A 17175-nucleotide genomic window follows, 5' to 3' on the forward strand; every position below is an offset into this window, starting at 1 on the left:
CCGGAGTCGGACGGGGCGGGACTCGCGAGCCGGCGGTCGTACGCCGGGGGGCGACCGAGGCGTCAGCGCCCCGGACGCCACCAGTTGCGCTCGCCGAGCAGCGTCATCGCCGCCGGCAGCAGCAGTCCGCGGACCACCGTGACGTCCAGCAGGATCGCCACGGTCATGCCGACCCCGACCTCCTTGACCGCGACCAGCTCGCCGGCGGCGAACCCGATGAACACCACCGAGATGGCCAGCGCGGCCAGGGTGACGACCGGGCCGGACGCGGTGATGCCCGCGAGCACCGCGCGGTCGTTGGCTGCCCGGGCGCCGGGTGCGGGGACCGGCCGGTTGCGACGCGCCGGAGGGGGGAAGTCCCACTCCTCCTTGATGCGGGCGACGAGGAACACGTGGTAGTCCATCGAGAGCCCGAAGGCGAACATGAACAACAGCAGCGGCGTGGTCAGGTCGAGGCTGCCGGTCGCGGTCCCGCCGAGCAGCGGGCCGCCCCAGCCGTGCTGGAAGACCAGCGTGACGATCCCGAGCATGGCCGCCAGCGAGAGCAGGTTGAGCAACAGGGTCTTCACGGCGATGACCGGCGCCCCGGTGAGCCGCAGCAGGAGCAGGCCGGCCACGAGCACGACCGCCGCGACGGCCAGCGGCGCACGCTCGGCCAGCGCGGCGCGCGCGTCGACCAGCTCCGCGGCGGGCCCGCCGACCTGCACGCGTACGTCGTCGCCGAGCGCGCGGACGTCGGCGACCACCCGCTGCGCCGCCGGTCCGCTGGTGGTGCCCTCGGGCATCACGGTGTAGCGGCTCCAGCCGTCGGGCAGGCCGTCGCGCAGGAAGACGTCCTCCACGTCGTCGAGCGCCGCCATCTCCTCGGCCAGCGCGGTGAGCCGCGGATCGTCGGGCTGCGCGTCGACCAGCACGTCGATCGGTGCGGTCGCGACGTCGGGGTAGTCGCGCTCGATCACCTCGACGACGGTGCGGGCCTCGCTGCCAGGGGGCAGCGACCGCGCGTCGGAGGCGCCCAGCTCGAGGCCGAGCAGGGGAGCGGCCAGCACCAGGAGGAACCCGGTCGAGGCCAGGAGGACGGGCCACGGACGCGCCTGCGCCAGGCGCGCGAGCCGGGCGAGCACCGAGCGCTCGGGCGCACGCGCGGGCCGTCCCCACGCGCCGCGGTCGGCGGCGGGCACCCGCCGGTGCGCCACGGCCAGCAGCGCGGGGGTCAGGGTGAGGCCGGCGGCGGTGACGACGGCGACCGCGACCAGCCCGCCGACCGCCATGCCGGTGAGCAGCGGGTCGCCCAGCAGCAGCAGGGCCGCCACGGCCGAGCCGACCGTGACGCCGGAGACCAGCACTGTGCGCCCGGCGGTGGCCAGCGTCCTGCCGAGCACCGCCTCGAGGTCCGGACGACGACCGGCGGCCGCGCGCTCCTCGCGGAAGCGGGCCAGCACGAGCAGGCTGTAGTCGACGCAGAGACCCAGGCCCAGCACCGTGACGACGTTGACCGCGAAGTCGCTGACCGAGGTCACGCCCGCCAGGCCCGCGAGCGCCAGCAGCGAGACGGAGACGGCGGCGAGCGCCGCGGCGACCGGCAGCACGCCGGCGACGAGTCCGCCCAGCGCCACGGCGAGCAGCACGAGGAGCACCACGAGGGCAGCGCCCTCGCCGCGGGCCGCGTCCTGGATGGCCTGGTCGGTGAAGGTCCGCTCAGCCAGCAGGTCGCCGCCGACGGCGACGTCGGGGAAGGGCGTCTCGCGCAGCGCGTCGGCGATGCGGTCGGCCAGGGCGAGGGCATCGTCGTCGCCGAGTGCGTGGTCGAGGTCGACCTCGACCACCGCGCTGCTGCGGTCCTCGGCCGTGAGCTCGTAGGCGCCGGTCGTCCACGGGTCGCGGACGTCGACCACGCCGGGCAGCTCGCGGATCGCGAAGAGCACCTCGCTGGCCGCCTCGCTGGTGGCCGCGTCGACGGGGTCGGCGCCCGAGAGCACCGCGACCACCTGCTCGCCCTCGGTGTCGAGGGCATCGAGCCGCTGGTCGACGACGGTCGACTCGGCCCCGGCGCGCGGGCCCACGTCCTCGGCGCGGTCGAAGACCGATCCGCCCAGCACGGCACCCGCCACCACCAGCACCGCCCACAGGGCCAGCACCACCGTCCGCCGGCGGTGCACCCACCGGCCCATCCGCTCCAGCACGCGGTGACTCTAGTCACGCCGGGGCCGCCCGGGGCGGGCGTCCACCGGAGGGGTCGTCCGACGTCAGCGCTCGCCGAAGTGGGGCCGGGTCAGCTCGTCGGCCAGCCCACCGAGCGCGGTGTGGTCGTCGGTGTCACCGGGGTGCGACCCCTGCAGCCACTGGGCGAACGACCAGATCTCCGAGAGGCGCCACTCGAGGTCGAACAGCCGCACGATCTGCGCGTCGTGGTCGACGTCGCGGCCCTCGCGCACCAGCGTGGCGAGGTCGCGCTCGCGCGGCGCCAGCAGCATCGACTCCCAGTCGACGAGCCACGTACGACCCCGGGCCAGCCACTGGTTGCGCACGTGCGGCTCGCCGTGGGTGACCACGTAGGACGCCGGGTCGGCGAGCGCGAGCAGCCGCGCGTGCTCGCGTGCCCAGCCGCCGACAGCGGCGACGTGGTCGAGCACGAGCTCGCGCGCCGCCGGGCCGAGTGGCCCGGCCCAGTCGCGCTGGAGCAGGTCGCGCAGCAGGACCGGCAGGTCGGGAGGGATCTCGCTCGACCACGCGCGTGCGGCGGCGGGCACAGGCGCCGCGTGCAGCGCGGCGAGCAGGTCGGGCAGCTCCGGGACGGACGCCTCCGGTCGCTCGCCCTCCAGCCAGCCGGTCACGCTGGCCGTCCGCGCGCCCAGCGACACGGTGAAGGCACCGTCGGTGTTCGGCAGCGATGGCCACACGAAGGGGAGGTCGAGGGCGGCCGCCGAGGCGTACGCCGCCTCGAGGGTGGCCCGCGTGTGGCGGGGCAGGTCGGGGTCGAGGGTGAGGAAGAGGATCGGCTCCCCGGCCACGTCCACCCGCCAGTGGTGCGCTCCCCAGCCGACGGGCAGGTGCTCGACGGCGCCCGCGCGCGGCTCCCAGTGGCGACGGACGAGCGCCAGCACCTCGTCGTCGCTCACGTCCGGGGGTCGTTCGAGCACCGCTGCATCGTGGCACGGCGGGTCTGCGAGGCTGGTGCCATGCCGTCCGACCTCGACCTCGCCGCGCCGCTGCGCGAGGCCCTGCGCGCCGCCGACTTCACCTACGACCGGGTCGCCGAGGCGATCGGGGAGGAGGCCCACCGGGCGCTCGGGCGCAACGAGACCCTGCCCGCGCTGCGGCGTACGACGTCGGGCTCGCCGCTCGACACCCTGGTCCGCCTGTTCCTGCTGCAGGCGCCGGTCGCGCGCGACGCGGCCGAGCGGGCGCTGCCGGGCCTGGTCGACCGGCTCTGCAACGCCGGCCTGCTCGAGCAGAGCGTGGCCGAGGTGGCCGCCCGCACCGACTGCCGGCCGTACGCCACCGACGAGCGCGACCTGTGGGTGGTCTCCGACCTGACCCCCGGCCTCGACGGCGCGCCGGTCGCCGTCGGGCCCGACCACGTCCTGGGCATCTCCAGCGCGTCGACGAGCCTGGCGCAGCTGACCATGCGCGAGCCGGTCGGCAGCGCCCTCGACCTGGGCACCGGCTGCGGGGTGCAGGCGCTGCACCTCGCGGCGCACGCGGGCGCCGTCGTGGCCACCGACGTCAACGAGCGGGCGCTGTGGATGACGCGGCTCAACGCGGCGCTCAACGACGTCGAGGTCGACGTCCGCGACGGGTCGTTCTTCGAGCCGGTGGCCGGCGAGCGCTTCGACCTGATCAGCACCAACCCGCCCTTCGTGATCTCCCCGGCGACGGGGGAGCGGCTGGTCTACCGCGACTCCGGCCTGCCCGGCGACCGCGTCGTCGAGCACATCGTCCGCACCGGGCCCGACCACCTCACCGAGGGCGGCTGGCTCCAGGTGCTGGCCAACTGGGCGATCGTGGACGGCCGCCCGTGGGACGAGCGGATCGGCTCCTGGCTGCGCGACGACTGCGACGCGCTCGTCGTGCAGCGCGAGACGCTCGACCCCGCGGCCTACGTCGAGCTGTGGCTCAAGGACAGCGGGCACCACGGCCGCCCCGGCTACGCCGAGCGCTACGACACCTGGCTGTCGTGGCTGGAGGAGGTCGGCATCGAGGGCGTCGGGTTCGGCTGGATCAACGTCCGGCTCGGCGGCACCGGGCAGGTGGGCTCGCGTCACGACCTGCTCGAGTGGCCCTACGACGTGGAGCAGCCCATCGGCCCGGCGATCCACGCCTGGGGCGAGTCGGTCGCCGACCTGCGCGGGCTCTCCGACGAGGCGCTGCTCGCGACCCGGCTGCGGGCCCGCGAGGACGTGCAGCAGGAGACCATCGGCCGGCCCGGCGCCGAGGACCCGGAGGCGATCGTGCTGCGCCAGCAGCGCGGCTTCCGGCGCGCCCGTACCGCCGACACCGTCGAGGCCGCGCTCGTCGGGGCGAGCGACGGCGACCTGACGCTGGGGCAGGTGCTGGGCGCGCTGGGCACGCTGCTCGGGCGGGACGAGGCCGAGCTCCGGGCGACCTACGTCCCCACGGTGCGCGAGCTGCTGGGCGAGGGCTTCCTGACGCTCGGCTGAGCCCGGTTCGTTGGGTCGGGCACGTGTGGGTACTGCCCCGCCAGGACCAGACCACCGAGACCGAGGAGCAGTGATGGCCGAGTCCCACGTCAGCGACGAGCTCTGGGAGGACTTCCACGAGGTGGTCAACATGACCTCGCGCGAGCTCTCCGACTGGCTGCGCACCGAGGCGGCCGCAGAGGACGGCACGGCCGAGACCGGCCTGCCCGAGCTCGAGGTCGGCGAGTCGGTCGTCGCGATCCTGGCCAAGCGGCGCACCGACCTCACCCCCGACGACGTCGACACCATGCAGCTGGTGGTCGACCAGGTGCGCACCATCCGCGGCGACGAGCCCGAGCCCGAGGCGTACGACGACTCCGTGCGCCGCGCCCTGATGCTCCTCGGCCACGACCCCCTCCGCCCCACCGGGGAGTGAGCCGGGGGCCACCCCGCCGGGTGGTTCGGTCGGCGCGCTTGTGTCGGCAGGTGGTCAAAAGACGTTCGCTCGTTGACGTGACGCCGCTCACATGCCTACGTTGCACATCGGCTCCTTGCCACCTCGGGATACAGGAGAACCCACTGATGAAGCACCCCCTCCGCGCAGGGCTCACGGCCGCCGCCGGCGCCGCCCTCTGCCTGCCCCTGCTGTCCGTGACCACCGTCGCCACGGCGCACGAGGGCCACGACGACACTGCCGCGCCACCGCCGTCCAAGCAGTTCCAGAAGGTCACCCTCAACGACCGGCCGGGTGAGCCGATCGACCTCGCTGTGCTGCCCGACGGCGACGTGCTGCACACCACCCGCGCCGGCGTGATCTGGCACAACGACGCCCAGACCGGCACCAACCGTGTCGCCGGCCGCATCCCGGTCTACCTCCACGATGAGGAGGGCCTGCAGAGCATCGCCCTCGACCCGGGCTTCGACGGCAAGAAGAACACCTGGATCTACCTCTACTACTCCCCGCCGCTCGACACGCCCGCCGACGACCAGAGCACCGCCTCGATCAACGAGGGCGACGCACCGGAGAAGGGCACGGCCGCGGACTTCGAGGCCTTCAAGGGCTTCCTGCGGCTCTCGAAGTTCCGCTTCGTCGACGGCCAGGTCAAGCTCGGCTCCGAGCGCAAGGTGCTCGACGTCCCCGTCGACCGCGGGATCTGCTGCCACGTCGGCGGCGACATCGTCTTCGACTCGGCGGGCAACCTGATCCTGTCCACGGGCGACGACTCCAACCCGTTCCAGTCCGACGGCTACGTGCCGCTCGACGAGCGCAAGGACCGCAACCCCGCCTTCGACTCCCAGCGCACCTCGGCCAACACCAACGACCTGCGCGGCAAGATCCTGCGGATCACGCCCAAGGCCAAGGGCGGCTACACGATCCCCAAGGGCAACCTGTTCAAGCCCGGGACGCCGAAGACCCGCCCGGAGATCTACTCGATGGGCTGGCGCAACCCGTTCCGCATCGAGATCGACCCCCGCACCGACGACCTGTGGGTCGCCGACTACTCGCCCGACGCGAAGAAGTCGAAGGCCAGCCGCGGCCCCGCGGGTCACGGCAAGTGGGCGATCGTGGACGGCCCCGGCAACTACGGATGGCCCTACTGCGCCACCGCCAAGCTGCCCTACACCGACTACAACTTCGCCACCGACAAGAGCGGCAAGAAGTTCGACTGCGCCGCGCCGGTCAACACCTCGGTGCACAACACCGGCAAGCGCCGGCTGCCGCCGGTGGAGCAGCCGGAGGTCTGGTACTCCTACGGGAAGTCCAAGCAGTTCCCCAAGCTCGGCAAGGGCGGCATCGCCCCGATGGCCGGCCCCGCCTACCAGTTCGACCGCAAGCTGACCCGCGGCAAGAACCCCGTCGCGTGGCCCGAGCGCTACGACGGCACCCCGCTGTTCTACGAGTGGACCCGCGACTACATCAAGGGCATCCACGTCGACGGCACCAAGGTCGGCATCGAGGACGTGCTCCGCGGCTTCGTCGTGGACAACCCGATGGACATGGAGTTCGGCCCCGACGGCGCGCTCTACGTGCTCGAGTACGGCGACGGCTACTTCGCGGAGAACCCCGACGCCCAGCTCTCGCGCATCGACTTCGTCGGCAAGGGCGGCAACCGCAGCCCGATCCCGAAGATCACCGCGGAGCCCACCGCCGGCCGCGCGCCCCTGACGGTGGCGTTCAGCAGCAAGGGCACCAAGGACCCCGACGGGGACAAGAAGCTGCGGTACGCCTGGGACTTCGACGGTGACGGCAAGGTCGACAGCCGCAAGCGCAGCGGCACCTGGACCTACACCCAGGACGGCAGCTACCGCGCCTCCCTGCGGGTCACCGACAAGGGCGGACGCCGCGCCTCGGCCGACGTCGACGTCCTCGTGGGCAACCAGGCCCCGGAGATCGAGTTCGTCACCCCGGTCGAGGACCAGCCGTTCCGCTTCGGCGACACGGTGGCCTACGAGCTCAAGATCACCGACGACGAGCCCGTCGACTGCAGCCGCGTCACCGTGACGTACGTGCTCGGCCACGACACCCACGGCCACCCGCAGTCCACGGCCACGGGGTGCTCGGGCTCGCTGGTCACGACCGTGCCCGGCGGCCACGACCCGGCCACCGACGACCTCGCGGCCGTCTTCGTCGCCGAGTACACCGACACCGGGTCGGTGCCCGGCCTCAGCGGCTACGCCGAGGTCGTGCTCGACCCGGCCGGCTGACGCAGAGCTCCGACAGCTCCCCGACAAACCAGGAAGAAGGCACAGATGTGTTACGGATATGACGGCGACGCCGCCCTGCGCGAGTCGCTCGAGAGGAAGGGCGCGAGTCGCCGAGGCCTGATCCGCGGTGCCGCGGCGGGTGCAGCCGGCGCCGCGGTGCTCGCCGGTGGCCCGGCGTTCGCCGGGAAGCCCGGCAGCCACCCCGGCAAGGGCCACGGCCACGGCCACGGCCACGATCACGGACGGCAGAAGGAGGTGCCGACCGACCTGATCAGCATCCAGCTCTACACGCTGCGGGACGCGATGACCGACAACGCCGGCGTCCTGCAGCAGCTCGACCAGCTGGCGAAGTTCGGCTACGAGCGCGTCGAGCGGGCCGGTCTCTACCCCAACGCCGGTCTCGACACCGCGGCCAAGCTCAAGGCGGAGTTCGACGCCCGCGGCATCTGGGCCTCCTCGAGCCACGACGAGATCAGCACGGTCGACGGCGACGCCACCCGGCTCGACCCGGCCAAGCTCAACAAGAAGCTCGACGACGCCAACACCTTCCGCCAGAAGTACATCGTCGTGCCCTACCTCAACTCCACCAGCAAGGCCGACTGGCAGCGGTGGGCCGAGCAGATGAACACCGAGGCAGCGGCGGCCAGGCGGCGCGGGCTGCGCTACGGCTACCACAACCACGCCCACGAGTTCACGATCGACCTCGGCGGCGGCCTGACGCCGTGGGACATCCTCACCAGCGAGCTCGACCGTCGGCTGGTCCACCTCGAGGTCGACCTCTACTGGGCCTACACCGGTGGCGTGAACACCGGGGCGGCCGACCCGCTGCGGTTCGCCATCGACGTGATCCGCTCGGCGCCGCAGGAGGTCCGCCAGTACCACGTCAAGGACCGCCACGGCGCCGACGCCGCCGCGCTCTACGAGCAGGAGCCCGGCGACATGGCCGACCTCGGCCTCGGCGTCATCGACTTCCCGGCCATCTTCAAGAAGCACCAGGCCGAGGAGTACATCGTCGAGAACGACACCCCGGACTTCCACCCGGCGGCGACCGCCAACACGGGGTTCCGCTACCTGGAGGGCCTGGAGTTCTGACCCGGCAGACAGCCTGACGTGCTCGGGCCCCGCGTCCTGGTGGCGTGGGGCCCGAGCCGTCCCCGGGCACCTTGCCGGGGCACCGCCGGTCCCCTCCCGGGCGCTCACTGTGGACTGCGAGGAGTGGCGATCTCGGAATGTGGCGCTACCGTTGCGGCGCTGAGCAACATCGCAGCGCACACCTTGAGGGAGCAAACACACGTGGCAAAGCTCGTCATCGTCGAGTCCCCGGCGAAGGCCCGCACCATCGGCGGGTACCTCGGCGCGGACTACGTCGTCGAGTCCTCGATCGGTCACATCCGTGACCTGCCCAACAACGCCGCCGACACCCCGGCCAAGATCAAGGACAAGCCCTGGGGCCGGCTGGCCGTCGACGTCGACAACGGGTTCGAGCCCTACTACGTCGTGCCCCGCGACAAGAAGAGCCACATCGCCAAGCTGAAGAAGCTGGTCAAGGAGGCCGACGCCCTCTACCTCGCCACCGACGAGGACCGCGAGGGCGAGGCCATCGCGTGGCACCTGCTCGACGAGCTCAAGCCGCCGAAGGGCCTGCCGGTCCACCGGATGGTCTTCCACGAGATCACCAAGCCCGCGATCCTCGCCGCGGTCGAGAACCCGCGCGAGATCAACGAGGACCTCGTCGAGGCCCAGGAGGCGCGCCGCATCCTCGACCGCCTCTACGGCTACGAGGTCTCCCCGGTGCTGTGGAAGAAGGTCATGTCGGGCCTGTCCGCGGGCCGCGTGCAGTCGGTGGCCACCCGCCTGGTCGTCGACCGCGAGCGGGAGCGGATGAAGTTCCGCGTCGCGTCCTACTGGGACCTCGACGCCACCTTCGACGCCGGCACCGGCCACGACCCGCGGATGTTCCCCGCCAAGCTCTACAGCGTCGACGGCGTGCGGGTGGCCCGCGGCGCCGACTTCGACAACACCGGCGAGCTCAAGGGCAAGGCGGAGCGCGTCCACCTCAGCCGCGCCGACGCCGAGGCGCTCGCCGCCGGCCTGGGCGAGGCGTCGTACGCCGTGCGCTCGGTCGAGTCCAAGCCCTACCGCCGCTCGCCGTACGCCCCCTTCCGCACGACCACGCTGCAGCAGGAGGCCAGCCGCAAGCTCGGCATGAGCGCCAGCGTGACGATGTCGGTCGCGCAGCGGCTCTACGAGAACGGCTTCATCACCTACATGCGCACCGACTCGACCACGCTCTCGGGCGCCGCGGTGGGTGCCGCGCGCGACCAGGTGCGCGAGCTCTACGGTGCCGAGTACCTCCCCGACTCGCCGCGCACCTACGCCTCCAAGGTGAAGAACGCCCAGGAGGCGCACGAGGCGATCCGGCCGGCCGGCGACACGTTCCGCACGCCCGCGCAGACCGGTCTGTCCGGCGAGCAGTTCCGCCTCTACGAGCTGATCTGGATGCGCACCGTCGCCTCGCAGATGAAGGACGCCGTCGGCAACTCCGTCACCATCCGCATCGGCGGCGCCGCCGACGACGGCCGTGACGTCGTCTTCAGCTCGAGCGGTCGCACGATCACCTTCCACGGCTTCCTCAAGGCCTACGTCGAGGACATCGACGACGCCTCCAAGCGCCGCGACGACGCAGAGACGCGACTGCCCAACCTCACCGAGGGCGCCGGTGTCTCGGCGGCCACGCTGACCCCCGAGGGCCACGAGACCAAGCCGCCGTCGCGCTACACCGAGGCGACGCTCATCAAGGAGCTCGAGGACCGCGAGATCGGCCGCCCGTCGACCTACGCCTCGATCATCGGCACGATCCTCAACCGCGGCTACGTCTACAAGAAGGGCACCGCGCTGGTGCCGGCCTGGCTGGCGTTCTCGGTCGTCCGGCTGCTGGAGGAGCACTTCCCGCGCCAGGTGTCCTACGAGTTCACCGCCGACATGGAGGACGTCCTCGACGACATCGCCAGCGGCCGGCGCGACCGCGCCAGCGAGCTGGGGGAGTTCTACTACGGCTCCGGCGACGTGACCGGCCTCAAGACGCTGGTGACCGAGCTCGGCGACATCGACGCCAAGGAGATGGCGACCTTCCCCATCGGGGATGGGATCAACCTGCGGGTCGGCCGCTACGGCCCCTACGTCGAGGGCCCGGCGCCCGAGGACGGCGACGGCGCCCCGGTGCGGGCCAACGTGCCCGACGACCTGCCGCCCGACGAGCTCACCGTGGCGAAGGCCAAGGAGCTGCTGGCCAACCCGGCCGGCGAGGAGCAGGTGGTCGGCAACCACCCCGACACCGGCCTCCAGATCGTGGCGAAGAACGGCCGCTTCGGGCCCTACGTCACCGAGGTGCTGCCCGACGACGCGCCCAAGTCGGCCAAGCCGCGCACCGGCTCGCTGTTCTCGTCGATGACGCTCGACACGGTGACCCTCGAGCAGGCGGTCAAGCTGCTCGACCTGCCCCGCATCGTCGGCGTCGACGACGACGGCACCGAGATCACCGCGCAGAACGGTCGCTACGGGCCCTACCTCAAGAAGGGCACCGACTCGCGCTCGCTCACCAGCGAGGACCAGATCTTCGACATCACCCTCGACCAGGCCAAGGCGATCTACGCCCAGCCCAAGCAGCGCGGCCGCGGCGCGGCCACCCCGCCGCTCAAGGAGCTCGGCAACGACCCCGTCTCCGGCCAGCCGGTCGTGGTGAAGGCCGGACGCTTCGGCGAGTACGTCACCGACGGCGAGTACAACGCCACCCTCCGCAAGGACGACACGGTCGAGTCGATCACCCTCGAGCGGGCGGCTGAGCTGCTCGCCGAGCGCCGCGAGCGCGGTCCGGCCAAGAAGGCGGCCAAGAAGGGCGCGAAGAAGGCGCCCGCCAAGAAGGCCGCCGCGAAGAAGACCGCTGCCAAGAAGACGACCGCCAGGAAGACGACGACGAAGAAGGCTGCCAAGAAGTCCTGAGGCCCTCCCCCCGCACGGGGGGTGACCGCGCGAGCTCGCGGACGTACCGTCCGGAGATGACCCCCCGCCTGCGCGGCCTCGCCCTGCTCGTCGCCCTGCTGCTGCCGCTCGCCACGGTGGCTGCGCCCCCCGCGTCGTCCGCGCCGTCGCGCACGACGTACGACGTGCTGGGCGACTCCTACGGATCCGGCTACGGCGTGCCGCCCTACGGTGCGTGCGGGCGTTCGCAGTCGGCCTACGGCGTGCTGGTCGACGGGCGCGCGCGGCTCGACCTCGACGACTTCGTCGCGTGCGCCGGGGCGACGACCACCTCGCTGGTCGCGGGCGGGCAGCTCGACGCCCTCGACGACGACACCGACCTCGTGCTGCTGAGCATCGGCGGCAACGACATCGGGTGGTCGTCGGCGGTCGTGGCCTGCCTGGGCGGTTCGGACGCGGCGTGCGCCGGCGCGCTCGCCGTCGTGCGGGGTCGCGTGGTCACCCAGCTCCCGGGCCTGCTCGACGCGCTCCACGACGGGATCGAGGCGGCCCCTCCCGAGGCCCGGGTGATCGTCACCGGCTACCCCCGGCTGTTCTCGCCCGAGCACGGCGCCTACCTGGGCGCCACCCCCGCCGAGCAGGAGGCGCTCAACGACGGCGCCGACCTGCTCAACTCGGTCATCGCCGCCGCCGCGCGCCGGCACGGCTTCGACGTCGTGGACGTGACGTCGCGGTTCGTCGGCCACGGCGTCAACGCGCCCGACCCGTGGATCCTCGGTCCCGCCGACCCGGGCGCCTTCCACCCGACGCTCGCCGGCTACCAGGCGTACGCCGGCGCCGTGACCGCGGCGATCAAGCCGGGCCGGCAGCGCTGACGGCGCACTTCATTCCTCGGTCTCTGGTGCGCGGCCGGCGCTGGTGGTTGGGTGGGGCCACGGTGGGACGCGTGACCATGGGGGGATCGCGCCACCGTGGACGGAAGTGACGCCATGGCCACCACATCCCACACCTCCCGGACCACCCTGCTCGCCGCGCTCACCCTGCTCCTGAGCCCCCTCCTCGTGGTCCAGGCGTCCGCGCCGGCCAGTGCGGCGGTCAGCGTGTTCCCGGTGCCGACCAGCAACGCCGGCCTGGGCCGGATCACCACGGCGCCGGACGGCACCATGTGGTTCGTGATGCGCGACGCCAACAAGGTCGGACGCATCACCCCGGGCGGAGCGATCACCGAGTTCCCCCTCGGGCCGACGACGGTCGCCAGCGCGCGCGTCATGGACCTCGACGTCTCGCCCGACGGCAGCGTCTGGGTGGTCTACGACCAGGGGTGGAAGGCCGCGCGGCTCGACCCGGCGACCGGGGGCCTCGACGTCTACGACCTGGGCGGTGAGCCCTACGGCGGCGCGGTGCGGGTCGGACCCGACAACGCGGCCTGGATCACCATGAACTACGACGAGTCCGGGATCGTCCGCGCCGTTCCCGGCCAGCCGGTCACCTGGGCGGCCAACGCGCCGGAGTGCAAGGACCTGCTGGGCGAGGCCACGGACGGCTCCATGTGGTGCCAGGGCGCCGCGCTCACCACGTTGGTCAAGGTCGGGCCCGACGCCAACAACGGGGTGACCTACCCGCTCCCCTCGGACGCGACCTACCCCATGGGTCTCGCGGGCGGGCCCGTCGGCTCGATCTGGTTCACCCGCAGCACCACGCCGGGGTTCGCCAGCCCCGCCGACGGATCGGTCGGATACCTCGACCAGGCGAGCGGCACCACGCAGATCTGGCGGACGGGGTCGCGGTCCGCACCGCACGACATCGTCCGCGGTCCCGACGACCAGATGTGGTTCACCAACCGCGGCGCGGCACCCGGCATCGGCCACATCTCGGCCACCGGTGTCGGTGCGATCAGCTCGGTCGGCAACTACGAGCCGACCTCGCTGACCTTCGGTCCCGACGGCGCGATCTGGTTCACCGACGAGACCAACAACTCGATCGTCCGGGTCACCACCGACGAGCTGCAGACCACCGACGTCGACCTCGGTGACGGGGTCACGATGACCCCGCCGACGACGCCCACGCGGGCGGTCGGCAAGCTGCCCAAGGCCAAGGGCGTCACCCCCGTGCGGCGGGCGAAGGTCGCGGTGCGCGTGGTCTGCCCGAAGGGCGCCGCAGGAGGCTGCGCCGGCCGGGCCGGTCTCGAGCTGGCGAAGGGCGGCAAGGCGATCGCCTCGAAGAAGGCGTACCGGATCAAGGCGGGGCGGAAGAAGACCGTGATGGTGAAGCTGTCGCGCAAGGGGATCCGCTCGCTGCGACCCGGGCGCGTCGTCAAGGTGCGTGTCGAGCTGACCGCGCCCGGATCGAGGAAGGTGCTGGCCAAGCGGACCATCAGGGTCCGCCGAGGCTGACCCCGGCGCTGTCCCAGCCCGCCCGTAGGGTGTGCCCGTGAGCGCAGGCGTGTATTCGGAGACCGGGCTCTTCGTGTGCTTCGAGGGCGGCGAGGGCGCGGGGAAGTCCACCCAGTCGCGACTCCTGCGCGACTGGCTGGTGGCCCGCGGCTCGTCCGTGCTGCTCACCTTCGAGCCCGGCGACACCCCGGTCGGCAAGGAGCTGCGCCGCATCGTGCTCGACCCGGCCACCGGCGAGCTGTCCGACCGCACCGAGGCCCTGCTCTACGCCGCCGACAAGGCCGAGCACGTCGACCATGTCGTGCTGCCCGCGCTGGCCCGCGGCGAGGTCGTCATCACCGACCGCTACGTCGACTCCGCGCTGGCCTACCAAGGGGCGGGCCGCACCCTCGACGTGGCCGAGGTCGAGGCCGTCGCCCGGTGGGCCACCGCCGACCTGCGCCCCCACCTGACGATCGTCCTCGACCTGGCGCCGGAGACCGGGTTCGACCGGTTCACCGAGCGCGACCGGATCGAGGGCCAGTCGCCGGAGTTCCACCAGCGGGTGCGCCAGGGCTTCCTCGACCTCGCGGCCGCCGACCCCGACCACTACGTCGTGCTCGACGCCCGGGCCCCGCGCGAGGAGATCGCCGCCGCCGTCCAGCAGCGGATCGCGCCCCTCCTGGAGCGGGCGTGAGCACCGCGGCCGGGACCGTGTGGTCCGACCTCGTCGGCCAGCGGCCGACGATCGAGGTGCTCCAGCGCGCGGCGGCCGGGCAGGGCATGACCCACGCCTGGCTCTTCACCGGCCCACCGGGCTCGGGGCGCTCCAACGTCGCGCGGGCGTTCGCGGCGGCGCTGCAGTGCGAGCAGCGCACCGGCTGCGGCGAGTGCGAGGCGTGCCGCCTCGGCCTCCGGGGCTCCCACCCCGACATCACCTGGGTCAAGTCGGAGACCTCCGTGCTCTACGTCGACGACATGCGCGACCTGGTGCAGTCGGCGGCCAAGTTCCCGTCCATCGGCCGCTGGCAGATCGTGGTGATCGAGGACGCCGACCGACTCGGCACCCCGGAGAACCCCCGCACGGGCAACGCGCTCCTCAAGGCGATCGAGGAGCCGACGCCCAAGACGGTGTGGCTGCTGTGCGCCCCGACCGTGCGCGACGTGCTGCCGACCATCCGCTCGCGCTGCCGCACGCTGACGCTCGCGACGCCCGGCACCCGTGACGTCGCGGCGTTCCTGACCCGCGACGAGGGCATCTCCGAGACCATGGCCGGCTTCGCCGCGCGCGCCAGCCAGGGCCACATCGGCCGGGCGCGCGCCCTGGCCCTCGACGAGCAGACCCGCGCGCGGCGGCGCGAGGTGACCAGCATCCCGGCCCGGTTGACGTCGCTGGGCGCGTGCATGACCGCGGCGACCAGCCTCGCCGAGCTCGCCAAGGCCGAGACCGAGGCGATCACCGCCGACGCCGAGCGCCGCGAGCTCGAGGAGCTGCAGGCGATCTTCGGCAGCGAGCGCAAGGACACGACCAGCTGCTCCTACCGCGCCGCGCTCGCGGGCCTGGAGAAGCTGCAGAAGCAGAAGGCCAAGCGCCGCGTGCTCGACGTGATCGACCGGGCCCTGATGGACCTCGTCTCGGTCTACCGCGACGCGATCGCGGTCTCCGTCGGGGCGCCCGGGCTGCTGGTCAACGAGGAGCTGCGCGACGACGTCGCCGTCCTCGCCAGGGCGGCGTCGCCCGAGCAGCTGCTCCGCATGATCGACGCCATCTTCACCGCCCGCGAACAGATGCTGGAGTTCAACGTGCCCCCTCAGCTGGCGCTCGAGTCCATGACCGTCGCCCTGCAGCTGCCCGGGGGTCGCTGATGCGCAAGGTGCTCGCCATCATCGCGGTCATGGCGCTGGCGCTGACCGCGTTCGTCGCGGTCGGCCTCGCGGTGCAGGGCTCGCCCGACTCCTCCAGCGGGCCCGCGGTGCGGCCGACGCCGTCGCCGACCACCCCGCCGCCCGCGAGCGTGACCGAGCCACCCGCGCCCGACCTCGCCGACTTCTACTCCCAGCGCATCGACTGGCAGCCCTGCGAGAGCAACGACGACCACGAGTGCGGCACGCTCACCGTGCCGGTCGACTACGCCGACCCGCAGGCCGAGACGATCGACCTCGCGCTGCTCCGCGTCCCGGCCCGCGGCGCGCGGGTCGGCTCCCTGGTGGTCAATCCCGGCGGCCCCGGGGCCCGCGGCACGACGTACGCCGCGGCGGGCGGCCAGGTCTTCCGCGAGGCGCTGCTCGACGCGTTCGACATCGTCGGCTTCGATCCGCGCGGGGTGGGCGAGTCGGCGCCGGTCGACTGCCTCAGCGACGCAGACCTCGATGCCTACCTCAGCGCCGACCCGACGCCCGACACCGCCGCCGAGCGCGCCGACTACCGCGCCTCCGTGCTGGACTTCGGCGAGCAGTGCGCGGCGAGCTCCGGCCCCGTCGTCGCCCACGTGACCACGACCGAGGCCGCCCGCGACATGGACGTGCTGCGCGCGGCGCTGGGGGAGGAGACGCTGTCCTACTTCGGCGCCTCCTACGGCACCAAGCTCGGCGCGACCTATGCCGAGCTCTTCCCCGAGCGGGTGGGTCGCTTCGTCCTCGACGGCGCGGTCGACGTCTCCCTCGACGCCAAGTCGCTCGCGCTCGAGCAGGCCGCCGGCTTCGAGACCGCGCTGCGCGCCTACGTGCAGAACTGCCTCGACACCACCGACAACTGCTTCCTCGGCGACACCGTCGACGAGGGCCTCGCCACCATCAGGGACCTCCTCGACAGCATCGAGGAGGAGCCGCTGCCGGCGGGCGACCGCGAGCTGACGGTGGGCAACGCGTTCTACGGCATCATCACGCCGCTCTACAACCGTGACTACTGGTTCCTGCTGAGCACGGCCCTCACCTCGGCGCTGGACGGCAAGGGCTCGGCCCTGATGACGCTCGCCGACGCCTACGCCTCGCGCAACCCCGACGGCAGCTTCGCCGACAACTCGGTGGAGGCCAACTACGCCATCAACTGCCTCGACGACCCCACCTCCGTGCCGTTCTCGAAGGTCCCCTCGCTGTTCGAGGAGTTCGAGGAGGCCTCGCCGACCTTCGGCCGGGTGTTCGCGTGGGGGATGGCGACGTGCAGCGGCGTCGAGGTGACGTCCAGCGAGGACCCGCTGGAGATCCGCGGCGAGGGTGCCGCCCCGATCCTGGTGCTCGGCACGACCCGCGACCCTGCCACCCCGTTCGAGTGGGCCGAGGCCCTCTCCGCCCAGCTCGACTCCGCCGTCCTGATCGAGCGCGACGGCGACGGCCACACCGCCTACAACGCCGGCAACGAGTGCATCGACACGATCATCGAGGACTACCTCATCGACGGCGACGTCCCCGCCGACGGCACGACCTGCTGACTCGCCCCCGGTCGGACGCGACCCTGACGCGGGGCAGCGAGGACCTTCGGC

At 72.7% G+C, this 17175-nt stretch carries 12 protein-coding genes; 10 read left to right on the forward strand and 2 right to left on the reverse strand.

The annotated features are described in order from the left end of the window. Positions 1–62: 62 nt before the first annotated feature. Positions 63–2183, reverse strand: coding sequence for an MMPL family transporter (locus AC4H2S_RS17780; protein ID WP_491498307.1), 2121 nt, complete (start codon positions 2181–2183; stop codon positions 63–65). Positions 2184–2246: 63 nt separating this feature from the next. Further along, complete coding sequence (locus AC4H2S_RS17785; protein WP_491498308.1) at positions 2247–3140, reverse strand: phosphotransferase family protein; 894 nt, start codon at positions 3138–3140, stop codon at positions 2247–2249. A gap of 39 nt (positions 3141–3179) precedes the next feature. Between AC4H2S_RS17785 and AC4H2S_RS17790 the strand changes: the two genes are divergently transcribed. The 10 genes from AC4H2S_RS17790 (at position 3180) to AC4H2S_RS17835 (ending at position 17124) form a co-directional block, all read left to right on the forward strand. Further along, positions 3180–4661, forward strand: a complete 1482-nt coding sequence (locus tag AC4H2S_RS17790) for a DUF7059 domain-containing protein (protein WP_491498309.1) — start codon at positions 3180–3182, stop codon at positions 4659–4661. 73 nt (positions 4662–4734) lie between these two features. Continuing rightward, entirely contained in the window at positions 4735–5076 is a 342-nt protein-coding gene (locus AC4H2S_RS17795; protein WP_491498310.1) for a DUF3140 domain-containing protein, read from the forward strand. 146 nt (positions 5077–5222) lie between these two features. Then, positions 5223–7346, forward strand: a complete 2124-nt coding sequence (locus tag AC4H2S_RS17800) for a PQQ-dependent sugar dehydrogenase (protein WP_491498311.1) — start codon at positions 5223–5225, stop codon at positions 7344–7346. Between the two features lie 45 nt (positions 7347–7391). Further along, on the forward strand, positions 7392–8438 hold the full coding sequence (locus tag AC4H2S_RS17805; protein WP_491498312.1) for a sugar phosphate isomerase/epimerase family protein: 1047 nt from the start codon (positions 7392–7394) through the stop codon (positions 8436–8438). Positions 8439–8639: 201 nt separating this feature from the next. After that, entirely contained in the window at positions 8640–11345 is a 2706-nt protein-coding gene (topA, locus tag AC4H2S_RS17810) for a type I DNA topoisomerase (protein ID WP_491498313.1), read from the forward strand. A gap of 56 nt (positions 11346–11401) precedes the next feature. Beyond that, positions 11402–12199: an SGNH/GDSL hydrolase family protein gene (locus AC4H2S_RS17815; RefSeq protein ID WP_491498314.1), complete on the forward strand. Its 798-nt coding sequence runs from the start codon at positions 11402–11404 to the stop codon at positions 12197–12199. A 114-nt stretch (positions 12200–12313) separates the two neighbouring features. Then, positions 12314–13717: a Vgb family protein gene (locus AC4H2S_RS17820; protein WP_491498315.1), complete on the forward strand. Its 1404-nt coding sequence runs from the start codon at positions 12314–12316 to the stop codon at positions 13715–13717. 37 nt (positions 13718–13754) lie between these two features. Then, the gene (tmk, locus tag AC4H2S_RS17825) at positions 13755–14393 is read left to right on the forward strand and encodes a dTMP kinase (protein WP_491498316.1); all 639 of its coding nucleotides are present in this window, start codon (positions 13755–13757) and stop codon (positions 14391–14393) included. Further along, complete coding sequence (locus AC4H2S_RS17830; protein ID WP_491498317.1) at positions 14390–15562, forward strand: DNA polymerase III subunit delta'; 1173 nt, start codon at positions 14390–14392, stop codon at positions 15560–15562. The genes tmk and AC4H2S_RS17830 overlap by 4 nt, the downstream gene beginning before the upstream one ends. Then, on the forward strand, positions 15562–17124 hold the full coding sequence (locus AC4H2S_RS17835; protein WP_491498318.1) for an alpha/beta hydrolase: 1563 nt from the start codon (positions 15562–15564) through the stop codon (positions 17122–17124). The genes AC4H2S_RS17830 and AC4H2S_RS17835 overlap by 1 nt, the downstream gene beginning before the upstream one ends. Positions 17125–17175: the final 51 nt, after the last annotated feature.

Source organism: Nocardioides sp. Z13_37 (assembly GCF_058355585.1).

What these genes read in the sequence shown, in the direction of transcription:
- AC4H2S_RS17790 (WP_491498309.1), top strand. Translation starts at nt 3,180, where the DNA reads ATGCCGTCCGACCTCGACCTCGCCGCGCCGCTGCGCGAGGCCCTGCGC.
- AC4H2S_RS17795 (WP_491498310.1), top strand. Translation starts at nt 4,735, where the DNA reads ATGGCCGAGTCCCACGTCAGCGACGAGCTCTGGGAGGACTTCCACGAG.
- AC4H2S_RS17800 (WP_491498311.1), top strand. Translation starts at nt 5,223, where the DNA reads ATGAAGCACCCCCTCCGCGCAGGGCTCACGGCCGCCGCCGGCGCCGCC.
- AC4H2S_RS17805 (WP_491498312.1), top strand. Translation starts at nt 7,392, where the DNA reads ATGTGTTACGGATATGACGGCGACGCCGCCCTGCGCGAGTCGCTCGAG.
- AC4H2S_RS17815 (WP_491498314.1), top strand. Translation starts at nt 11,402, where the DNA reads ATGACCCCCCGCCTGCGCGGCCTCGCCCTGCTCGTCGCCCTGCTGCTG.
- AC4H2S_RS17820 (WP_491498315.1), top strand. Translation starts at nt 12,314, where the DNA reads ATGGCCACCACATCCCACACCTCCCGGACCACCCTGCTCGCCGCGCTC.
- AC4H2S_RS17835 (WP_491498318.1), top strand. Translation starts at nt 15,562, where the DNA reads ATGCGCAAGGTGCTCGCCATCATCGCGGTCATGGCGCTGGCGCTGACC.